At 47.3% G+C, this 17462-nt stretch carries 17 protein-coding genes and 1 pseudogene; 6 read left to right on the plus strand and 12 right to left on the minus strand.

Features of this window, described 5'->3' with window-relative positions; all coding sequences use genetic code 11:
• Positions 1–249 precede the first annotated feature (249 nt).
• A complete protein-coding gene (locus tag J0X12_RS14940; RefSeq protein WP_207047236.1) occupies positions 250–2148 on the minus strand; it encodes an adenylate/guanylate cyclase domain-containing protein in 1899 nt (632 codons plus the stop codon).
• The gene (locus J0X12_RS14945; RefSeq protein ID WP_207047237.1) at positions 2057–2680 is read right to left on the minus strand and encodes a sulfotransferase family protein; all 624 of its coding nucleotides are present in this window, start codon (positions 2678–2680) and stop codon (positions 2057–2059) included. Before J0X12_RS14945 ends, J0X12_RS14940 begins: the two co-directional genes overlap by 92 nt.
• A gap of 283 nt (positions 2681–2963) precedes the next feature.
• Here J0X12_RS14945 and J0X12_RS14950 point away from each other — a divergent pair, with 283 nt between their 5' ends.
• Complete coding sequence (locus J0X12_RS14950; RefSeq protein ID WP_207047238.1) at positions 2964–4247, plus strand: ABC transporter substrate-binding protein; 1284 nt, start codon at positions 2964–2966, stop codon at positions 4245–4247.
• Here J0X12_RS14950 and J0X12_RS14955 read toward each other — a convergent pair.
• Both J0X12_RS14955 and cueR read right to left on the minus strand, forming a co-directional pair.
• The gene (locus J0X12_RS14955) at positions 4195–7074 is read right to left on the minus strand and encodes an MFS transporter (RefSeq protein WP_207047239.1); all 2880 of its coding nucleotides are present in this window, start codon (positions 7072–7074) and stop codon (positions 4195–4197) included. The genes J0X12_RS14950 and J0X12_RS14955 overlap by 53 nt on opposite strands.
• A gap of 476 nt (positions 7075–7550) precedes the next feature.
• A complete protein-coding gene (cueR, locus tag J0X12_RS14960) occupies positions 7551–7940 on the minus strand; it encodes a Cu(I)-responsive transcriptional regulator (RefSeq protein WP_207047240.1) in 390 nt (129 codons plus the stop codon).
• A gap of 78 nt (positions 7941–8018) precedes the next feature.
• Here cueR and J0X12_RS14965 point away from each other — a divergent pair, with 78 nt between their 5' ends.
• Together J0X12_RS14965 and J0X12_RS14970 are read left to right on the plus strand one after the other, a co-directional pair.
• Positions 8019–8465 (plus strand): DUF4396 domain-containing protein, encoded by a 447-nt coding sequence (locus J0X12_RS14965; protein WP_207047241.1) that lies wholly within the window; start codon positions 8019–8021, stop codon positions 8463–8465.
• Between the two features lie 10 nt (positions 8466–8475).
• On the plus strand, positions 8476–8901 hold the full coding sequence (locus J0X12_RS14970) for a c-type cytochrome (RefSeq protein WP_207047242.1): 426 nt from the start codon (positions 8476–8478) through the stop codon (positions 8899–8901).
• Between the two features lie 121 nt (positions 8902–9022).
• On the opposite strand, the gene J0X12_RS14975 is transcribed toward J0X12_RS14970, so the two are convergent.
• From J0X12_RS14975 to J0X12_RS14995, 5 genes and pseudogenes are all read right to left on the minus strand, one after another.
• Entirely contained in the window at positions 9023–9748 is a 726-nt protein-coding gene (locus J0X12_RS14975; RefSeq protein WP_207047243.1) for a copper resistance protein B, read from the minus strand.
• Positions 9745–11366, minus strand: a pseudogene (locus J0X12_RS17610) (copper resistance system multicopper oxidase). Before J0X12_RS17610 ends, J0X12_RS14975 begins: the two are co-directional and overlap by 4 nt.
• A 102-nt stretch (positions 11367–11468) precedes the next feature.
• Positions 11469–12026, minus strand: coding sequence for a cupredoxin domain-containing protein (locus J0X12_RS14985; protein WP_207047245.1), 558 nt, complete (start codon positions 12024–12026; stop codon positions 11469–11471).
• A 156-nt stretch (positions 12027–12182) separates the two neighbouring features.
• Entirely contained in the window at positions 12183–12533 is a 351-nt protein-coding gene (locus J0X12_RS14990) for a hypothetical protein (protein WP_207047246.1), read from the minus strand.
• A 532-nt stretch (positions 12534–13065) separates the two neighbouring features.
• Entirely contained in the window at positions 13066–13269 is a 204-nt protein-coding gene (locus tag J0X12_RS14995; protein ID WP_207047247.1) for a hypothetical protein, read from the minus strand.
• Positions 13270–13314: 45 nt separating this feature from the next.
• Between J0X12_RS14995 and J0X12_RS15000 the strand changes: the two genes are divergently transcribed.
• Positions 13315–13941 carry a demethoxyubiquinone hydroxylase family protein gene (locus J0X12_RS15000; RefSeq protein ID WP_207047248.1) on the plus strand — a complete coding sequence of 209 codons (627 nt, stop codon included), beginning with the start codon at positions 13315–13317 and terminating at the stop codon, positions 13939–13941.
• Positions 13942–13968: 27 nt separating this feature from the next.
• On the opposite strand, the gene J0X12_RS15005 is transcribed toward J0X12_RS15000, so the two are convergent.
• From J0X12_RS15005 to J0X12_RS15015, 3 genes are all read right to left on the minus strand, one after another.
• Entirely contained in the window at positions 13969–14586 is a 618-nt protein-coding gene (locus J0X12_RS15005) for a hypothetical protein (protein ID WP_207047249.1), read from the minus strand.
• A 169-nt stretch (positions 14587–14755) separates the two neighbouring features.
• A complete protein-coding gene (locus J0X12_RS15010; protein WP_207047250.1) occupies positions 14756–15127 on the minus strand; it encodes a hypothetical protein in 372 nt (123 codons plus the stop codon).
• Between the two features lie 12 nt (positions 15128–15139).
• Positions 15140–15826 (minus strand): hypothetical protein, encoded by a 687-nt coding sequence (locus J0X12_RS15015; RefSeq protein ID WP_207047251.1) that lies wholly within the window; start codon positions 15824–15826, stop codon positions 15140–15142.
• Positions 15827–15957: 131 nt separating this feature from the next.
• Between J0X12_RS15015 and J0X12_RS15020 the strand changes: the two genes are divergently transcribed.
• Entirely contained in the window at positions 15958–16338 is a 381-nt protein-coding gene (locus tag J0X12_RS15020) for a hypothetical protein (protein ID WP_207047252.1), read from the plus strand.
• A gap of 413 nt (positions 16339–16751) precedes the next feature.
• Positions 16752–17366, plus strand: coding sequence for a VPLPA-CTERM sorting domain-containing protein (locus tag J0X12_RS15025; RefSeq protein WP_207047253.1), 615 nt, complete (start codon positions 16752–16754; stop codon positions 17364–17366).
• Positions 17367–17462 lie beyond the last annotated feature (96 nt).

Raw genomic sequence — 17462 nt, forward strand, 5'->3', positions numbered from 1 at the left:
TACAAAGTAGGGAAAGGATTTAGACCTAATTACAAATAGATCGCTATTCAGTGATATAATAGTTGGTTGCAGTCAATACGATTTTGAGTTGAGAATTTAGACTATAAGCCTCAAGGATAGAGATGATATGGGGTTCTATAGAATTAAGCATCTTTAGTATTTGTGGTTTATCACCATTTTTCCTGGTCACTTGTGCCCCTAGGCTACATAGGATCCAGCGTCGAAATTACAAAAAATGTTTATTAGAACTCAGGCTCCCTCTGGCAAGCCGGCTAGCTGGAGTGCCCCAAGGACCAGTTCAAGGGAATCTGGGTTCCTGATAGGCAGTGCTTTTCTATATTTAGTAACCGTTGCTTCTGGTGACATCGCTAAAATTTTCCTGGCCGCAACTCGGGCTTCTGACAAGCGATCAAGCTGGGTGTAGGCTGCAATCAACACCCAGTAGGTCGAGTCCCATTCCGAGTTGAGGGCAAGAGAGCGCTCAGCCAATTCAGCGGCGAGATCAGCGCGATCGTTGAAAAGGTGAGCTACTGCCGAAACAGTCAGATGGCTAAAGAAATTGGGGTCCATCGGGCCGAGTGCCCTTGCTCGCTCCAAAAGACGCAATCCGGCCTCTGAATCATCGCCGAATACAAGAGCACAGCCGGCCATTGCATTTACAAAACCTGATCCTGGATTAAGTTTAACCGAGCGACGGACAGCATCCAGCCCAGTCGCGTAGTCCTGTTTCAACATCACGAGCGTAAAGCCCCCAAGCACGATACTCACCGCGTCGTCTGTCTCGGCAGTGAGCGCTCGGCGGGCCATCGAGATTGCAGTGACTAAATCATCGCTGCCGTAAGGTGGCCAGGGTCGACTGATCCGTTGCACAAAGCACCAGGCTGCATGTGCAAGAGCCGGTCCGTAAGACGGGTCAAGATCAATAGCATGAATGAGTAAATCAAGCGCTATCCGGTTTTCATCAGGACGTATGGCATAAATATGGGGGAGCGCCTGAAGATAAAGATCGTAAGCATCTAGATTGCCGGCTGATTTGCGTCGTGAGCGTTCGATCTCTGCCTTGCGTACCGTCGGTTCAATCGCTCCGATCACATTGTCAGTAATTCTGTCCTGAAGATCAAACACATCTTCCAACTCACCGTCAAAGCGGTCTGCCCACAGGTGAGCGCCTGAGGTAGCATCAATTAACTGTCCGGTAATACGCAACCGGTTCCCTGCCTTACGTACGCTGCCTTCTAACACGTAGCGTACACCAAGCTCACGACCGACCTGCTTTATATCCACAGCCCGGCCCTTGTAAACAAAGCTCGAATTTCGGGCGATAACGAAGAGCTGGTTAAAGCGTGACAGCGCCGTGATGATATCCTCAACCATACCGTCAACAAAGTATTCTTGCTCGTTATCCCCAGACATGTTCGTAAACGGTAGAACGGCAATCGAGGCTTTTTCGGACGTACTATGGTTGGTGGCCTTTTCTGTCTGCAAAACGAGTTGTTCCGCCGACTTATCCTTCATAGGCAGCTCATTGCCAACCGCCAGCGAATAGATCCGGATGGGTTCTGCAATATTTTTGAGAGTCGTTTCGCCGAGGTCCGTAACAGACAGATTGATCTTTGCTCTTACTTGGCGATATGCGTCCTCTGATAGGCAGACTGCGCCAGGTTTGGCAACCCCTTCCAAACGTGCCGCAATATTAACGCCGTCACCCATCAAATCGCCATCGCTCTGTTCAATTACATCTCCGAGATGGATGCCTATGCGAAGCACGAGGGTGTGCTCCTCCTGCAAACCGCCGTTGTGCTCGATCATTGCTTCCTGCACGTCAATTGCACAGCGCACAGCATCAACCACACTTAGGAATTCGACTAAGACACCATCTCCCGTTCGCTTGAACACACGTCCATTATGGGCGGTTATGTTTGGATCAACCAGATGATCAAGCACTGTCCGTAAACGCGCCAGTGTGCCTTCTTCGTCAGCCCCCATGAGGCGGCTGAACCCGACTACGTCTGCGGCGAATATTGCTGCTAGCTTCCTTCGTTCAGTCATGTCTGATTCAGATCTTGCCAGATACGCGATCCCAAAACTCTGCACGATCATTGGTGCGTGGAAAAAGATCATCGGGAACAGGAACATCCAGAAAGTCACAGAGAGGTTTCCAACCATCTTTAACCTGATAGACAAGAAGTTGATCGGCGGGAATCCTTGCTACGACTGCCTCATTATGAGCGATGAACGCTTCCCTCAAATCTGCTTCACTAAGTCCAGAAGGAAATCCTGTTTTACCAATAACCTCGCTGGTCATATCAAGCCACTCCTGTAATTCCTCGGGGGCCTGATCCCGTTCGGCAAGCAATCGGTAAATCGTCTGTGAAAAGCTTTGCGCCCAACTTTCCGGGGTGCGATGCGTCAGGATGAACTTAGCTGTTGGATAGGTCGCGTACAATTCCCGAAAAAATCCAGCGGTGGGCCAATCGACGGCACTTTCATATCCCTCATAAATTGCCATCCAATCAGGAGCGCCTTTGGCAGCTGCCGACCATAGCGGCACTTGCACAGATAGATTGTGGAGCACTTCTTCCATGTGATGGCAAGGCCCCAGCCCAATCTGATTTATCGCGAGCTTAAGGGAATAGGTTCCTGTTCTGCCTACGCCGACGCCGATGACATTTATTGGCATATTGACCCTCCAAGAAATATTGGCAAGTACAAAGGACGCGTAAAACATTTAACAACTTAATCAACACTGCCCCAACAAGGAAAAACTGGCAACGGAAAAGGACTGCCCCAGATGGAAAGTGCACAATAAAACGACGATTGATTGACCTATACACCTCAAGCGGATTGGAAGGTCTACTGGAGAATCTGCAAACAAAGCATTATGCTTTCAGCATGCTTTACCTGATCGGTGCTATTCTTTCTGGGGCCTTTGCTGCATTTAAGCACGCTACGATTTCGAGGGTTTGCTTGCCGGTATCCTTGCTTTGCTGTTGGCAAGTGATCAAGATAATCTCGCTGATACACATGTAATTTCAATTCATCTGCGCTTGGTCACAAGCAAACATTTGTGTTCGTTGAAGATAGTATCCGCTATTTGTTCAAATACTGTCTCCAACTTTCTGTGCAATAGTCATGTCGTTTCTGAAAGTATTGCACCGACGACGCTTGCAGCAAGTATTGCCTTTTCAACTTCGCAGGTTCATTATCTATGCAAATTAAAAGCAGGTAGGTTGATCGGTATGATAAGACGCTCACTATTTGTGCCTTTTTTAGTTTTTATTGCCTTACTATTAGGTTCTGTGACAAATGGATACGCCGCAAGCAAGCTAATTTATGTGGCACTTTGGCGTGGATGCGAAGAAGTTTGCAACGGATTTCAAGACTATGTCTCAGAAAAAGGTCTGGACACCGAACTTGTCCTCCGTGATGCAGCGCAAGATAAAACCAAGCTCCCCGGTTTTCTGAAAGAAGCCCGCGAGATGAAGGCGGATTTAATTCTGTCGTGGGGAACTTCCGTGACGCTTGGTATCGCGGGTACGCTTGAAGACCAAGACAGTCCGAAGTTTAACAATGATATTCCTCAGGTATTTACAGTCGTAGCCGATCCGGTCGGCGCTCGCATTATTGAAAGCCTGGTAAATACGGGGCGACGGAATATTACGGGTACATTTAACCGTGTTCCTGAAGTGGTCAATATCAATACAATCCGATCCTATAAACCCACGTTTAAGCGTCTTGGGCTTCTCTATAATACAAATGAGCCAAACTCATTACAAAAGCGCGATGAAATAATGGCCCTGTCAAAAGCGCTGGATTTTGATTTGGTCGCCCTTGAGTTAAAATTAGGAAATGACGGGTACCCGCAAGTAGACGACATTCAGAAAAAAGTGGTCGAACTAAAAGACAGGGGGGTCGATTTCATTTATCTTGGCTCAAGCTCTTTTCTCCGTAAGAACGGCGCAGCTTTCACGGGGGCGGCCGTCGAAAATGGCATTCCTGTCCTAAGCCCTTATGAAAATCTGGTTCGGAAATCCGATGCACTGCTCTCAATAGCAGCTCGTTATTATGACCTTGGAAAACTGGCGGGCGAACAGGCAGAAAAGATATTGATGGATAACAAAATACCCGGAGATATTCCGGTACTTCAAATGACTGATTTTGCCTATGTCATAAATATGAAAGTTGCTCAGAAACTCAATCTGTATCCGCCTGTTGAGATTCTTCAGTTCGCTGAGACTGTGAACTGAAGAAATTGCTATAGAATGTTAGCGCAAATGCTGCCGCGCCTGTAATCACTATGACCACAATTGCCGCAATCGCATTCAAATACCCGACATAGCTGGATAAAAACGCGATCAGAAGTAATCCGACAATACTTCCCAACCTCTCAAAAGCGCGCAGAGAAGCCAGCACTATGTCCGAGTCCAAATGAACTAGGTCCCGCTCTGCAATCTCCAACGCGGCAGCGACTTGGGGATCCCGAATTAGGCCATGGGAAATACCGGCTCCAGCGACGGCGACAAGGATGGACCACTGTGCGGGCCAGATAACGACGGCGCACAAACTGACTGCCGATAACACCGCCCCCAAAAGGCCGACCTGAGAAGGATTCAGTTTTCGTTCAAGGAAATGGGGGGCGGCGGGCCCAACAAATACGATCGCCAGAAAATAGGTCATCAAAATGCGGCTGGTATCGGCAGTGGAAGCGCCAAGGGCGTTAAGTTCCAGAGCCACAAGGAATGAGATGAAAGCCTGGAGAAGAATATTAGCTGGCACAGCAATCCCGAACACGAGCGCCGCGAATTGTGGGTTGCCAAGTGGCCGCCAAATGGGGGGTAAATAGGAAGTGTGCGCAATGGGTGCGGAGACATTTTTGCCAGTGTATGTTGGGAGTAACCTGTAGGTGAGGGTGCCTGAAAGCAGGACCAACCCGGCACTGACTACAAAAACCGAAGGTTGCCCAAGCCGGTCTGCTAGTATTCCACCTAACGCGGTTCCGGCGAAAATGCCACTGAACAATGCAGCGGTAAACAAACCCAGCGAGCGGTTCCTATCTTTTTTTGGAACTGCTCTAAGGACATAATCTTGGCAAGCCATTACTGCAAAAGCATATCCCAGGCCTGTGACCATACGGAACACTACAATTTCTGTAACGTCGGTAGAAGCGTAAAGCCCTATATGAGCTAACAATGTGGGTGCCGCTGCATATAGCAACAACTTGCGATGCCCGAATTTCCCTGTCAGAGGGCGCACCAATAACGAACCGACAACGATCGCAATCAGATATCCAGCTATCGGTAAACTGATGACAATGCCTGTATCCAGCCAAGGCAGAGAATTGTTGGCGGCTCTGGTAAAAATAGGAAGAAATGCTATGGGCAACTGATCCGCCGCTGCAAACAGAAACAGCGGTAGCCGCACATCGTTCAAGTAAGAAAACTTTAACTGGGTAGGCCATCCATGACGGAGTTTGAAGCGGTCACCGAGTTTTTCGAGCGATATCAGTTCACTGTTATTGGACTGGTGCGATGTGGCAGCGGTGAAAGCCCGGTGAAGCCGCATGGCATGTTCTGACAATTTGTTGTTAAGGCGATCGATGGCGGTCAAACCTTTAGCGACTATCACGCTGGAAAAATCGCCCGCTGCTTGAAGCCCCGCCAAATATTGAAGCTGCAGGAAGGGGGCTGTCAATGAACGGCTCATAACCACTGTTATGATCTGGAACGCCAGCAACATAACGACAAGGACCACTACGCCAAAATCCAGCAACATATCCCTGAATTGAAGGGCAAAGTAATCGGGATTAATATCGACAATAATGTAACCGATTTGATTTCCGTCAGCGATAATTGGAAAAGTTGGTACATCCTTTCGCGACTGAGCCGGTGCAAAAATGTAATTTTGCCGTGTTCCCGCCTCATAGACGATGCGGCCAGTCGCGACTCCAAAGTAAGACACTTCCGGAAAATGCTTCAATAGTTCGCTGAAATAGTTTTCCGCACCGACGAGATTTGTCAGAGGAACTCCGGCATTAACCGCGCGCTGAATGTTCCTGTTAGCGACGGCACCTATCACCTTCGTACGCGCGGCTAATTCCGGCTCCAGCGAACGCGTTACTTCGTTATGGGCATATAGCCCCAATACTAATGCTGATCCCAATATGATCGCGGCGGACCATGGGGAGAGGCTGCGGGCAAATACATTTGCCAACGCCGTTTCGGGGGCCGGTGCAATTGCGGTTTCAAGCGACGCAGTATTCTCTTGTCCGACATCGGCAACCTTTTGATTGTGGTTCGAGAATTCTGATATTATCCGACGGACGCTTTTAAATTTTCGGAAAGCCGCGTCTAGCTTCGATTCAAGCTCTACTATCTCACTACTTAAAAATCCGTCATCAGCAATGAAAGGAGCTTTGGTCTCCGCCAGGCGGCTATTTTTTTGGTCTTCACTATACTCGTCTGATAACCGTTCCAGCTTTTCCAGCCCGTGCATTGCGCTTCCAAGTTTTATGCGCAGCATCAAGAGAGCAAGAAGCGAAAACACAACAAAGATAACCGCCGCAGCCGAGGCTATCTGAAAAGACATAGTCCGAGATTTTTCCTTAAAATCGGTATTGGCAGCGGACACGAGAATACCGCCGATCCTGTCCCCTTGAAGATTCCGGAGGGTAAGCCCAGCCTGTAGCTCACTATCGTTTTCGGTATCCCAGCGATCATCCGCACTCAAGGACTGCACTATAAGAGTATCTTTGGCAATTGGTTCGCGCCCGTTGGCGATGGTGCTATGCACAATTATTCCGGTCGGGTTAAATACCTGAATAGAGGTAACCGCGGGATCAATATCTTCAGCCCAAGCCAAAACCTCCTTGGCGTTGCGAACGCTCGCTATAGGTAAACCGAGGTTGATCACCGAACGAAATGATGAGGCTGTTGTCTCAGCTACAACGGCGAGCCGTTCCTGTATCAATCTCGATAAAACCGTTTCATATTGCAGGATTGAAAGTACGGCCAGTATACTGAGAGTGGTTGCCAAAACAGCTATGAATGCGGTCCAATTCCTCCAGAGCATCGACATCCAAGAAATTTCCCTTTTCCCTAATCCTGCTGAATATTTCATCGAGACAGAATAGCCAACACAGGATACTTCCTAATAATGATCGCTTTGGTTCAAAAAGCAATCGTTCTATCCGTGTAAGTAATTGGCAGTTTTATACCTGAAAGTTAGATACAAACTGTTCTGATAATATGTCTTTTTACTACAAACATATGTCGAACCGCTGCTGTCGCTTTTGGATCTAATCTATGCTGCAAACAGGGATTATCATAAATTCCAAATAATCACGTGCAGGGACGACAACGATCTGCCGACAGACAGATAGTGCGTCTACGTGTTTTGTTATTGTCGTATCTGCGGTTAAAGAGTCAGGGAGAAACCGCCGCGTTTTTCCGATGTAATTATATCAAGGGATTAGAATTAAGTAGTCCCTTTGCATCGGCTAATCTGCACCAGATTTCTTTATTAGTCCTGTGAATTTGTAATTAGGTTCAATATCACCCCGACATTCCACTGATGATTGGGCAGTCAGGGCGATTATCTCCATTACAGCTGTCTGCAAGATGCGTTAGCTCTTGGTGAAGGGACCGTAGTTCCAGTAATTTTTCTTCAATCTCCGCAATCCGGTGCAGGGCTATGGCCTTGACGTCTCGACTTGAGCGGTCCTTGTCTTCATATAAGCCCAATAGCTCCCGGCATTCTTGCACGGAGAACCCAAAGCTTCTGGCCCGCCGGGTGAAGATAAGTTTGTTTATTTCCTTGCCGCTGTATAGACGGTAGCCGTTAGTCGATCGGCCGCTCGGTATAACGAGGCCAATATCAGCATAATAGCGGACAGTTTTCGTTGGTAAGTTCGTTGCTTTTGCAACGTCACCGATTGTGTACATTTTCCCTTGACCTTCCAGTTACTGGAAGCATTACAAATCCGGTCATTGGAGTCAATTCACTTTATTTGAGAGGATAAAATGAGTATCGCAGAAACTGTTATTGGAATTAGCTGGACCTGCCGACACACCTGGCGTCGTGCTTCGGTCAATACTTTATGGTGCCTAGTGGGTTGTTCGATCGGTGATATGGGAACTATCCTGTTCTTTCAGGTTACGGGTATCCCGTGGCCGACCATGGCAATTATGGCTTTGGCAATTGTCAACGGACTGTTGACGTCCATAGCGCTGGAGACGATTATTTTATCTCGGCAGATGATTTTCAAACTAGCGTTTAAAACAGCCATAGGCATGTCCTTGATTTCGATGATATCAATGGAAGTTGCCATGAACTATATTGATTATCTGTTTACCGGAGGCGCCAGACTGACCCTGTGGGTTCTGCCTTTGATGTGGTTTGCCGGGTTTATTACACCACTGCCCTACAATTACTGGCGCTTGAAAGCATTAGGCAAGGCCTGTCACTGAAGATGGATAAATGAAGCGACCGAATAGTAAATTATATGTTATCACTCTGGTCTTGGCCTTGGTCGCGGTAGCTGGCTATTTCTGGCTATATCCTGGCCAACCAGAGGTAAAGACGGGACAGCCAATTGTTGTCGTCAACGTTCCCGAGTTGTCGATTGCCTCTCAGTCCGGCAAACAGGCTTTCGATAAATATTGCGCCTCCTGTCACGGCAGTAATGCGGCCGGGCAGGAGGGCAGGGCGCCACCGCTCATTCATCGGATATATGAGCCCAATCATCATGGTGATATGGCTTTTTTACTGGCCGCTAAAAATGGTGTGCGGGCGCATCATTGGCCTTTCGGTAATATGCCGCCAGTGGAAGGCATATCCGAAGCGGAAATTCAGAATATCATTCTTTACGTTCGAGAGTTACAGCGCGCGAATGGGATAAATTAAACCCAACAAAACCCAGCACTATAATATGTATTCTAGGCATGACGATTCCCTAGTTGGGGCATATCTCTGGAGAGAGCCTTATGCTCCCCCCAGAATCGGTAAAAATCCGTCATACGACGTATTAGAACATTAGCTTGGCACCGATTACGGCATACCAAATATCCGCACTTTCACCCTCTGCTTCGACGTAATTTGCGGTCTGCCCGAACTTACGCTCGTAGACGACACCAACGTAAGGCGAGAGAATTCTATCCCAGACGTCATAGCTGAGCCTTAGGCCTGCCTCTACACTGTTAATACCGGAGCCGACTCCAATTTCCCGATCACTCGAAAAGGCCGCATCGATATTTGCGGAAGGCGTCAAGGTCAGATAGTTGGTTAGCAAAATCTCGTACTCGATATCGAGATCGGCAGAAAGCTTCCCTTTTTCACTCAGGAACAGATGCGTATCGACCTCTATCCACTGCGGAGCCAGCCCACTCAGGCCAACCACAGCATACCATCGGTCGGGCCCTTGCGGACTCGAATATCGAACGCCCCCTTTAATGTCCCAAAAATCCGATATGGGTGTTTGCAAGGCAAGCTGATTGGAAAGGGATTCAAAGCGATTAACATTCAAATCCAACTCACCGCTGCCTTCCCAACGGAGTTTCAGTTCATCGGTCCCGATGAAGGCATCACCATCAAAGGCGAACAGTTTTTCTCCGCCTTCTCCGTATCGATATTCAAATTCCTCCATCTGAACGCCATAGTAAATATTCGACGTCTCCATCGCGTGGCCGGCGACGGGCATCAAAAGAGACAGGCTAAAAGCGGTCGTCAGAAGAGGTTTCTTCAATTCAATCATTGCAGTTCTCCCTTATCCAAAGGGTTAAGACTTGCGGATTTCGGGCCACCTTCAACGACTATCTTCCGGAACATTCCAGCATCCATGTGAAAGGATAGGTGGCAATGGAACGCCCACTGACCAGGCGCATCAACCTCGGTTTCGGAATAAACGGTTGTTCCGGGCGCGACGCTGATTGTGTGCTTTGCCGGATCCCATTTACCGGCACCGACATCCAAAATGCTCCACATACCATGCAGGTGCATTGGGTGGGTCATCATGGTTTCATTGACGAACTTAAACCGGACACGCTCTCCATACTGAAGGACAATCGGATCTGCATCCTCATATTTTACGCCATTGATCGACCAGATATAACGTTCCATATTCCCGGTCAGGCGCAACTCAATCTCCCGCGTGGCCTCCCGGTCGTCATAGAGTGGCTTCTGTGCTTTCAAATCCGCATAGGAAAGGAATTTGCCACCATTTGCCGCTGTGGGAACTAGACCGCTGCCATTTGCATAGAAGCTATCCTTCTCCTGCTCCATACCCATCATGTTTGAATGATCCATTCCTTTCATGTTGGAATGGTCCATTCCTTTCATGTTGGAGTGGTCCATCCCCATATCTGCCATAGTCAGAAGCGGCGCCTTTGACATGTCCGGGATGTCAGCTACCATACCTTCGCGCGGGGCAAGTGTTCCCCGTGCATAGGCTGTCCTTCCCATGCTTGCCCCGAAAATCGTATAGGCCTTATCGTCCATGGGCCGGACGATAACGTCATAGGTTTCAGCAACGCCCAAACGAAGTTCGTCGACTGTAACGGGCTGTACATTGTTTCCGTCAGCCGCAACCACTGTCATCTTCAATCCCGGGATACGGACATCAAAATAGGTCATGGCTGAGGAATTGATGAGCCGCAGGCGGATGCGTTCTTTTGGCTCGAACAACCCGGTCCAGTTCTGTTCGGGGCCCTTGCCATTGATAAGCGGTGTGAAGCCCTGTACGTCTTCAATGTCTGTCTTCATCATCCGCATGTCACCCCAGGCCATCCGGTCATCGATAGTTGCTTTCAGGCCGTTCTTGCTGACATCTGAAAAGAAATCCCCGATGGTTTGTTGCTGGCGATTGTAATAATCCGCCGACATTTTCAAGTTCCGAAAAATTCGCTTGCCGGAATGCGGATGGGTGTCCGTAAACTGAACAACATAATCCTTGTCGAAACGAAACGGATCTCGCTTCTCTGGCTCGATAACAATTGATCCGTAAGCGCCATCAGGCTCCTGAAAACCGGAATGGCTATGGAACCAGTAGGTTCCGGATTGGATAATCGGAAATTTATAGGTGAAGGTTTCACCTGGTGCGATTCCGGGGTAACTGATTTTTGGCACACCATCCATCTGGAAGGGGAGGATAAGACCGTGCCAGTGAATTGACGTCGATTCATCGAGATTATTTGTCACATTGATCGTGACATCTTCGCCTTCCTTGAACCGGAGTACGGGTCCAGGGGATTTTCCGTTATAACCGATCCCTTCTTTTTGGAAGTCGCTGTATCAATGGTAACCCTGTCCACCGTCAAATCATAGATTCCGGCAACACTCATACTTGGTAGAATTGCGATGCTTGCAGCTGCCATAAAGCCGATCTGCAGAGATTGCATAAATGATTTTCTCATTCTGCTGTTCCTTTTGATTTAGAATAGTTGAAATACGCAGCCACAGAGGGCTGCGCAGAGCATTTACTCAAAATGAACTTCCCCCATCATGCCGGAGGCATAATGACCGGGAACATTGCAGGCGAATTCCAATTCGGCATCGTCCGTAAACTTCCAGACAATTTCCGCTGTTTCCTTGGGCTCCAACAGCACACTGTTTGGATCGTTATGTTCCATGGTTTTGCCATTTCCCATATCCATCTTCATCATGTCCCGATTGATCTTATCCACTTCCAATACACCATGTTCTACCATCATAATCATTTCTTCCTGATGCGCGGCATGCATGGAGGCTGTCCCGATATTGAATTCATGAACGAATTCCCCGGTATTGATGATCTTGAAACGAACCGTTTCACCTTTCTTGATGGAAATCTCTTCCGGTTCGTAAAAATTATCTCCCATCTTGATCTCGATGGTTCGAGTAACATCTGCGGCGTTACCGGGGATGCCAATGCCCGATTTCTCGCCGTGACTCCCGTGATGATTCCCTGCCGCAAATGCAATCGCTGAGCTTAGTGCCAAGACGGCAGTGAGAGTTGCTCCGGCAACACCGGATAAAAAAGTACGCTTAATCTTCATCTAATCAGTTCCTATTCCAGTCTCCATCTAATGCAGACCTCACTTCGGTCAGGCAGGGAGACAGATTCAAATTTCAATAGTCGAAGTTTGAGAAAGGCGCATAACCGCATTGACAGCACAAACATGGCTGCCTTGAGAAATGGCCTAAAAGAGGAACTAAATCTTTGGTGGGTGCTCGGGCGGCGCAGAAGCGAGGGAAAGTACTTGCACGGCAATGACGTCAAACGGCGTTTTCGTTCCGAATGTCGTTGTTGTTACGTGAAAATTTGCGGGCAAACCAATCGCACAAGAGACCATGCCACATTTTTCGATATGATTATGCCGGTCAGTTTCATGACTTTTTGACAGATCACCCGTCGCTGAAACCATAAAATGAGAAGGGCTTTCATTAGCCTCATGACTTTCGGCAGAAGGTATTATCGCAAAAACATTAAGCGCAATTGCAAGAGCAACGAAAATGCTCACACTTTTCCTACGCCAGTTCAGTGTTTTCCGAATTTCTGCCAACTGCTTCTCTCAGAAAGTAAATATCTCCTGAACCTATGTATACTCTGACAGATATCATTTCAACAACCATTCTGGAAACGTGTTTATTGTACAATTGGGGGACTGAACGGGGGACCGCTAGAACAACATAACGTTTAAGTATTTATTTTTACTGTAATTTTTCAAGTATGGTGGCGGAGGGTCGGTCCGCCACAATTTGATGTTTTTAAATGCTTTTACAGTGAAATTTATTTCTACCCATATTTATACCCATCTTTTAAAGATGAAGAAACGTCAATTTGAGCCGCATAGTACAGCATAAGTATACTTTACACTTGACCAAAATAGCGGGGCAAAAACCAATATAGCAACAAATGCCAGGATTACGCCCAAAGTGTTTTTTTAATAGCCCTGGCGGCCTTCTGATTGCGAAAACAAATACTGAAGAGTACAAGCAAATCAGAATAGCGAGTACAGGAATGAATGAGTAAATTTGGAAAGCTACTCTTGCGCAGCTATTCATTTGACTTTCCCTATCTCAACCCAAATTGCGCTAAGAAGAGATGAAGTAGTGGACGAGCACCATTCCGACAGCAAAAAGCAACGCCACAACCTTACCAATAACCATATACCGCATATTTTTCCGTTGTTTCTTTTGAATGGCAAATATCGAAGCTTGTTTATAGTCCTCTCCCTTTAGTTCAAGCTTGGAAATGCCTTCTTCAGCATTTGCCATATCTCCGGAACTGCCAGCCATATTGGATCCTCTTACAAATTAGTATGCTTCTCAAAATTGTGCGATATGATAGCACAAATCAACCATAATATTTTCTCTGCTAAAATATCAAAAATTCCAACCTTCTTTGACAATAGCTCAACAGGAAATACTTTCTTGATAATATCAACTTTGCGGCCAGCCCAAACAAAAGCCGAAAAAATGATAAAGGTTAATCATGCAGGGGAAAATGGCGCTGTTAATATATATCGCGCACAAAGAATTGTTGCCCGCTTTCGATCTAAGTCACTCGTTTATCAGCTTGAACAGAATATGGAGCATGAACTCGCCCATCGGAAGATATTTGCAAACTACCTGGTGGAAAACGGCATACGGCGATGCAAAAGTTATTTCGCTTGCGGGGCAGGGGGATATGTATTGGGTTTTGTAACTGGGATAATCGGACCGGGAGCCGTTGCAGCGACCACCTATGCGGTTGAAAATGTCGTTCTTGAGCATCTGGAAGAGCAGAGAGCATATTTATGTAATAATGATTTAGCTGCCCATGCTTGCGTGGCACAGATAATTGAAGATGAAAAAGCGCATCACGATGCAGCAAAAGACCAGCTTGAAGAAAACCAGCTAATGACAAATATCCTGATACAGGTAGTCAAGTTTTGTACAGAATGCGTTATAAGGTTCGGTATGCGATAAAGCGAACTGCTGAAGAACCTCTAAGAGCTAAAACATGCCCCCAAACCGTTGCGCAGCCATAGAATTGCAGCGCTGCTCATAGAGCTCGCATTTCGCCTGTAGTTTTTCATATGTCTTCCAGTGCATGCCTTTGGGTTTTTTCGGGAACCACTCATCAATGCAGGTACTCCCGCCAAGCCGACGGCGGATATCTTGCGCTTGCGATAGATAACGGAACATCGGGCTTTCTTGCTGGCTGTTATATCCGAGCCTGTAGGCCGCTCTACTCGCAAAAAGGTTGCCACCTGGGGGAAGGTGTAGCTTTGCCACCCTGGAGCCATTAGCAGGGCAAACAAACCACCAGCGCATGCCGCCATAGTGAGGATAGGTTACAGCCATTCGAACCTTGTAATCTTCTGGAGTGCCGTCGCGATGATAATGCAGCCGCACCCATGCCGCATATGGATCGATCAGGTCCGCTTCATAGCTAATGCTAGCCCGCTCTTCATCTGTCCGGTTATTCCACCAGGTGAGGGAACCCCTAACATGCTTTCCCGGAATGATTGCCTTCTCCCGAACCAACTTGAACAGGTCCAGCGTCAAGCCGTCTTCCACAACCGTTTTCTTGCTCCACCGATACCAGGTACCGGAACCACTTCCGCCCATAATCCACCCAATAATTTTTTTGTCGAAATCAATAGGAAATTATACCATAAACAGCAGATTCCTGCACCAAATCAGGCTCGGAACAGAGCTTTTTGTGCAAGACAGGAATATCTACTTTTCTCTACTTTAGATAAGCAGTTTCTGCGCCTGCGCTGGTTTCCTTACTCCCTTACCCCTTTTCGAAGAACCCAGGATGGTCCTGATGCTCTCCATATTTCACGATGCGCTCTCCAAAACGGCGGTTGATATGGTCGATGACGGTGGCGAGCTTTTCGGGCTTATTTGGCATTCCCGGCGAGAGAGGCGCGAACAGGTCGCCATTGCGCTCCGTAAGCAGGATCAAATCCCCAAAATGAACGGTAATCGACAGAATGTCGCCATTCGTTCTGCGACGCATCTCCCGCCACAAGTCCTCGTAGACTGCCAGTATGAATTTAGTATCCATCGTGGGAGATATTTTCCAGCCGACCTCCCATCGGCGATAGTCAATGAACACGATAGAAAGCTGAAACTGTCGCGCGCAAAATCCATCCCTACTCATCCACCCTATTGCCTAACTCATTGCAGGAGCAGGCAACATCAAGAATTCTATTTTATTTCCTAATGTGTCTACACCAAACCCACTCGAGCCTTTTCCGGGACCGCGAGTTCTTAGCGTCCCAGTGGCACTTGTTCCGTCAGTGCAATTTACGTCCCAATCTCCCGTACCAGAAATATCATAGTATGTGAAAGTAGCGTCACACGTCTTGCCATCAGTAATAGTCGTAGGTTTCACTGTCCCTGTGCGGCCAACTTGCTTGACCATGACAGGATAAACTTCTCTACCTTTGAGTACGTTTTCCCAGCTAACATCCAGATAGAAACGGGCGTTCTTTTCTTGGGTCTGAGTAGGGTAGCCGGGCTTCGAAGTGGCAATCTGCCCGCTATACACAGCCTCCACGACTGCTTTTGCCTTGTCGCAGTTATAAAGATTTGTAACTCCATCAAACGCAAGTAAGCCATGGTTTAAATCGTAGCCTTTTTTAAAGCGCTCATTCCCGCGGTAACGCTCTATAACAGCCTGTATTTTCTGGTTGCTCGCACCGCTTCCTAGGAAATGACCGCATACTTCGCTTTTCGTCGTATACCAACCAACTGTATAAGAATTAGTGAGGTCAACATCAGAAATGTCTACTGGTTCACTCGTCGTATTGCACCCTACCAACACGAGCATCCCAAACAGAATAGCAAAATATCTCATCCTTAACTCCCATAAGCTAAATTTTACCTACGATAGTACGACAAAGCATTAGGGAACAACGCTTATTTACCGCAAGACTTCCGCGCCAATGTGATTATATTCAAAGGATGAGATACTTAATCATACTATCTATGTTGGTTTTGGCAGCCTGTGCCGCTAACTACAAAGACCCCAATCTTGTCAAAAAATACTTGGCAGAGGTGAATGCCGAACTGCCTCAAGGGAAGCAATTTGTTTTAGAAAAAATTGAGGTGAGGGGTACTAGCCTTGTTACCGTTATTGTATTTGACGCGACAGTCATGAGCGCAGAAGAACTGACGAAAGCAAAGAAAACAAAAGACCAAGACATTCAACAGGTGCTTATTGAATATTGCGAAAGAAACCGCCCATATGCCGATCTCGAAACACAAGGGTACACCTTCAAAATAGAGATGACTGTCAAAGGCTATAGTAGAACAAAAACAGGAGTTAAAGCCTTATCGCAACAAGCCTGTAAAGCAGCTGGCTATTGAGGCAGGAATAAAAACGCCTTCTCCTGCGAAAAGACGGCGTAAATTGACAGAATGAAGTTAGTATCCTCGTGGAAAATATTCTTCAATCGCCACCCATCGGCTGCAAAAATACCTGTCCGTAATTGAGCAGGCTGCACAGGATTGCACCAGCCGCAATATTCACAGTCGCCAGTTTTAGAAAGGGTCGCAACTGACGCGGCAGTTTATGAGGGCGCTTGCAGAACCAAACCCCGGCTTGAGGCATATGGAAGCCAACAAGGTGGCGCGGATTATAAATAGGTCAATTGGGTAGGTACTAGATAGCACTGCATAACCTCAACCTACGGCAGTGCAAAGATTAACCTTAGTTACGTAAAAATTTTACAAAAACGCGAATTAATTTATAGTTTTCTCAACTAGAAAAGAGGGGCAAAATGATCCGAATTTTAATACTCTTGGCATGCTTACTTCCATTCTCAGCCAATGCAAGTATCATTCCGATGCAAATAACCTTCAACGTTCCGGATAGCTACACGCAGTTAGACTTACATAGTGGCGAAGAATTTACTCAGACGCCCCGCTATCCATCGCCCTTTCTTGAAGGGTTTTACGCTAAATTTGAGTATGACAATGAGGTTGGCGCTGCAGGCTCTAGATCCATTCAAAATGTTGTTTTCTACGGTACGCCATTTGCGGAATTATTTCAGTTATATAACGAAACCTACGCCAGACCTTTCGCAACAGGGGAATATGACAAAACAAAGAACTCACTAAATTTATCAGCGTTTTATAACGATGGCCCGCGAAATAGCTGTCCCACCAGCGATTTTTGCAGTTATTTTGGTGGATATGCAGACTTTTGGATCAGCATACATGCCTCACCCGACGGTCGTTACAGCGAAGTGGTAACAAACAACTTTTCGGACTTCGACCATACGCGAAGTGGGACCTACTCAATCTCTGCGGTACCATTACCCGCCGCGCTTCCGCTATTCGGAGCCGGATTGCTGGCATTTGGTTTATTTCGGAAGTTTAAGAAATCAGCGTAGGATGCCGTTGATAGATATCGTGTATCGGGCCTTCACTTTTCGCGCGATTGTTCAGATAGTAACAACTGGCCACACAGTTCAGAATAAAGAACCCGA

The organism is Sneathiella sedimenti, from assembly GCF_017313765.1.
GTDB classification, from domain to species: Bacteria; Pseudomonadota; Alphaproteobacteria; order Sneathiellales; family Sneathiellaceae; genus Sneathiella; species Sneathiella sedimenti.

Excerpts from the sequence above, each read along its gene's own strand:
- J0X12_RS14945 (WP_207047237.1), bottom strand. The coding sequence starts at position 2,680 with ATGCCAATAAATGTCATCGGCGTCGGCGTAGGCAGAACAGGAACCTAT.
- J0X12_RS15015 (WP_207047251.1), bottom strand. The coding sequence starts at position 15,826 with ATGAGATATTTTGCTATTCTGTTTGGGATGCTCGTGTTGGTAGGGTGC.
- J0X12_RS15000 (WP_207047248.1), top strand. The coding sequence starts at position 13,315 with ATGATAGCACAAATCAACCATAATATTTTCTCTGCTAAAATATCAAAA.
- J0X12_RS15010 (WP_207047250.1), bottom strand. The coding sequence starts at position 15,127 with ATGAGTAGGGATGGATTTTGCGCGCGACAGTTTCAGCTTTCTATCGTG.
- J0X12_RS14970 (WP_207047242.1), top strand. The coding sequence starts at position 8,476 with ATGAAGCGACCGAATAGTAAATTATATGTTATCACTCTGGTCTTGGCC.
- J0X12_RS14965 (WP_207047241.1), top strand. The coding sequence starts at position 8,019 with ATGAGTATCGCAGAAACTGTTATTGGAATTAGCTGGACCTGCCGACAC.
- J0X12_RS14995 (WP_207047247.1), bottom strand. The coding sequence starts at position 13,269 with ATGGCTGGCAGTTCCGGAGATATGGCAAATGCTGAAGAAGGCATTTCC.
- J0X12_RS14955 (WP_207047239.1), bottom strand. The coding sequence starts at position 7,074 with ATGTCGATGCTCTGGAGGAATTGGACCGCATTCATAGCTGTTTTGGCA.
- J0X12_RS15025 (WP_207047253.1), top strand. The coding sequence starts at position 16,752 with ATGATCCGAATTTTAATACTCTTGGCATGCTTACTTCCATTCTCAGCC.
- J0X12_RS15020 (WP_207047252.1), top strand. The coding sequence starts at position 15,958 with ATGTTGGTTTTGGCAGCCTGTGCCGCTAACTACAAAGACCCCAATCTT.
- J0X12_RS14985 (WP_207047245.1), bottom strand. The coding sequence starts at position 12,026 with ATGAAGATTAAGCGTACTTTTTTATCCGGTGTTGCCGGAGCAACTCTC.
- J0X12_RS14975 (WP_207047243.1), bottom strand. The coding sequence starts at position 9,748 with ATGATTGAATTGAAGAAACCTCTTCTGACGACCGCTTTTAGCCTGTCT.
- cueR (WP_207047240.1), bottom strand. The coding sequence starts at position 7,940 with ATGTACACAATCGGTGACGTTGCAAAAGCAACGAACTTACCAACGAAA.
- J0X12_RS15005 (WP_207047249.1), bottom strand. The coding sequence starts at position 14,586 with ATGGGCGGAAGTGGTTCCGGTACCTGGTATCGGTGGAGCAAGAAAACG.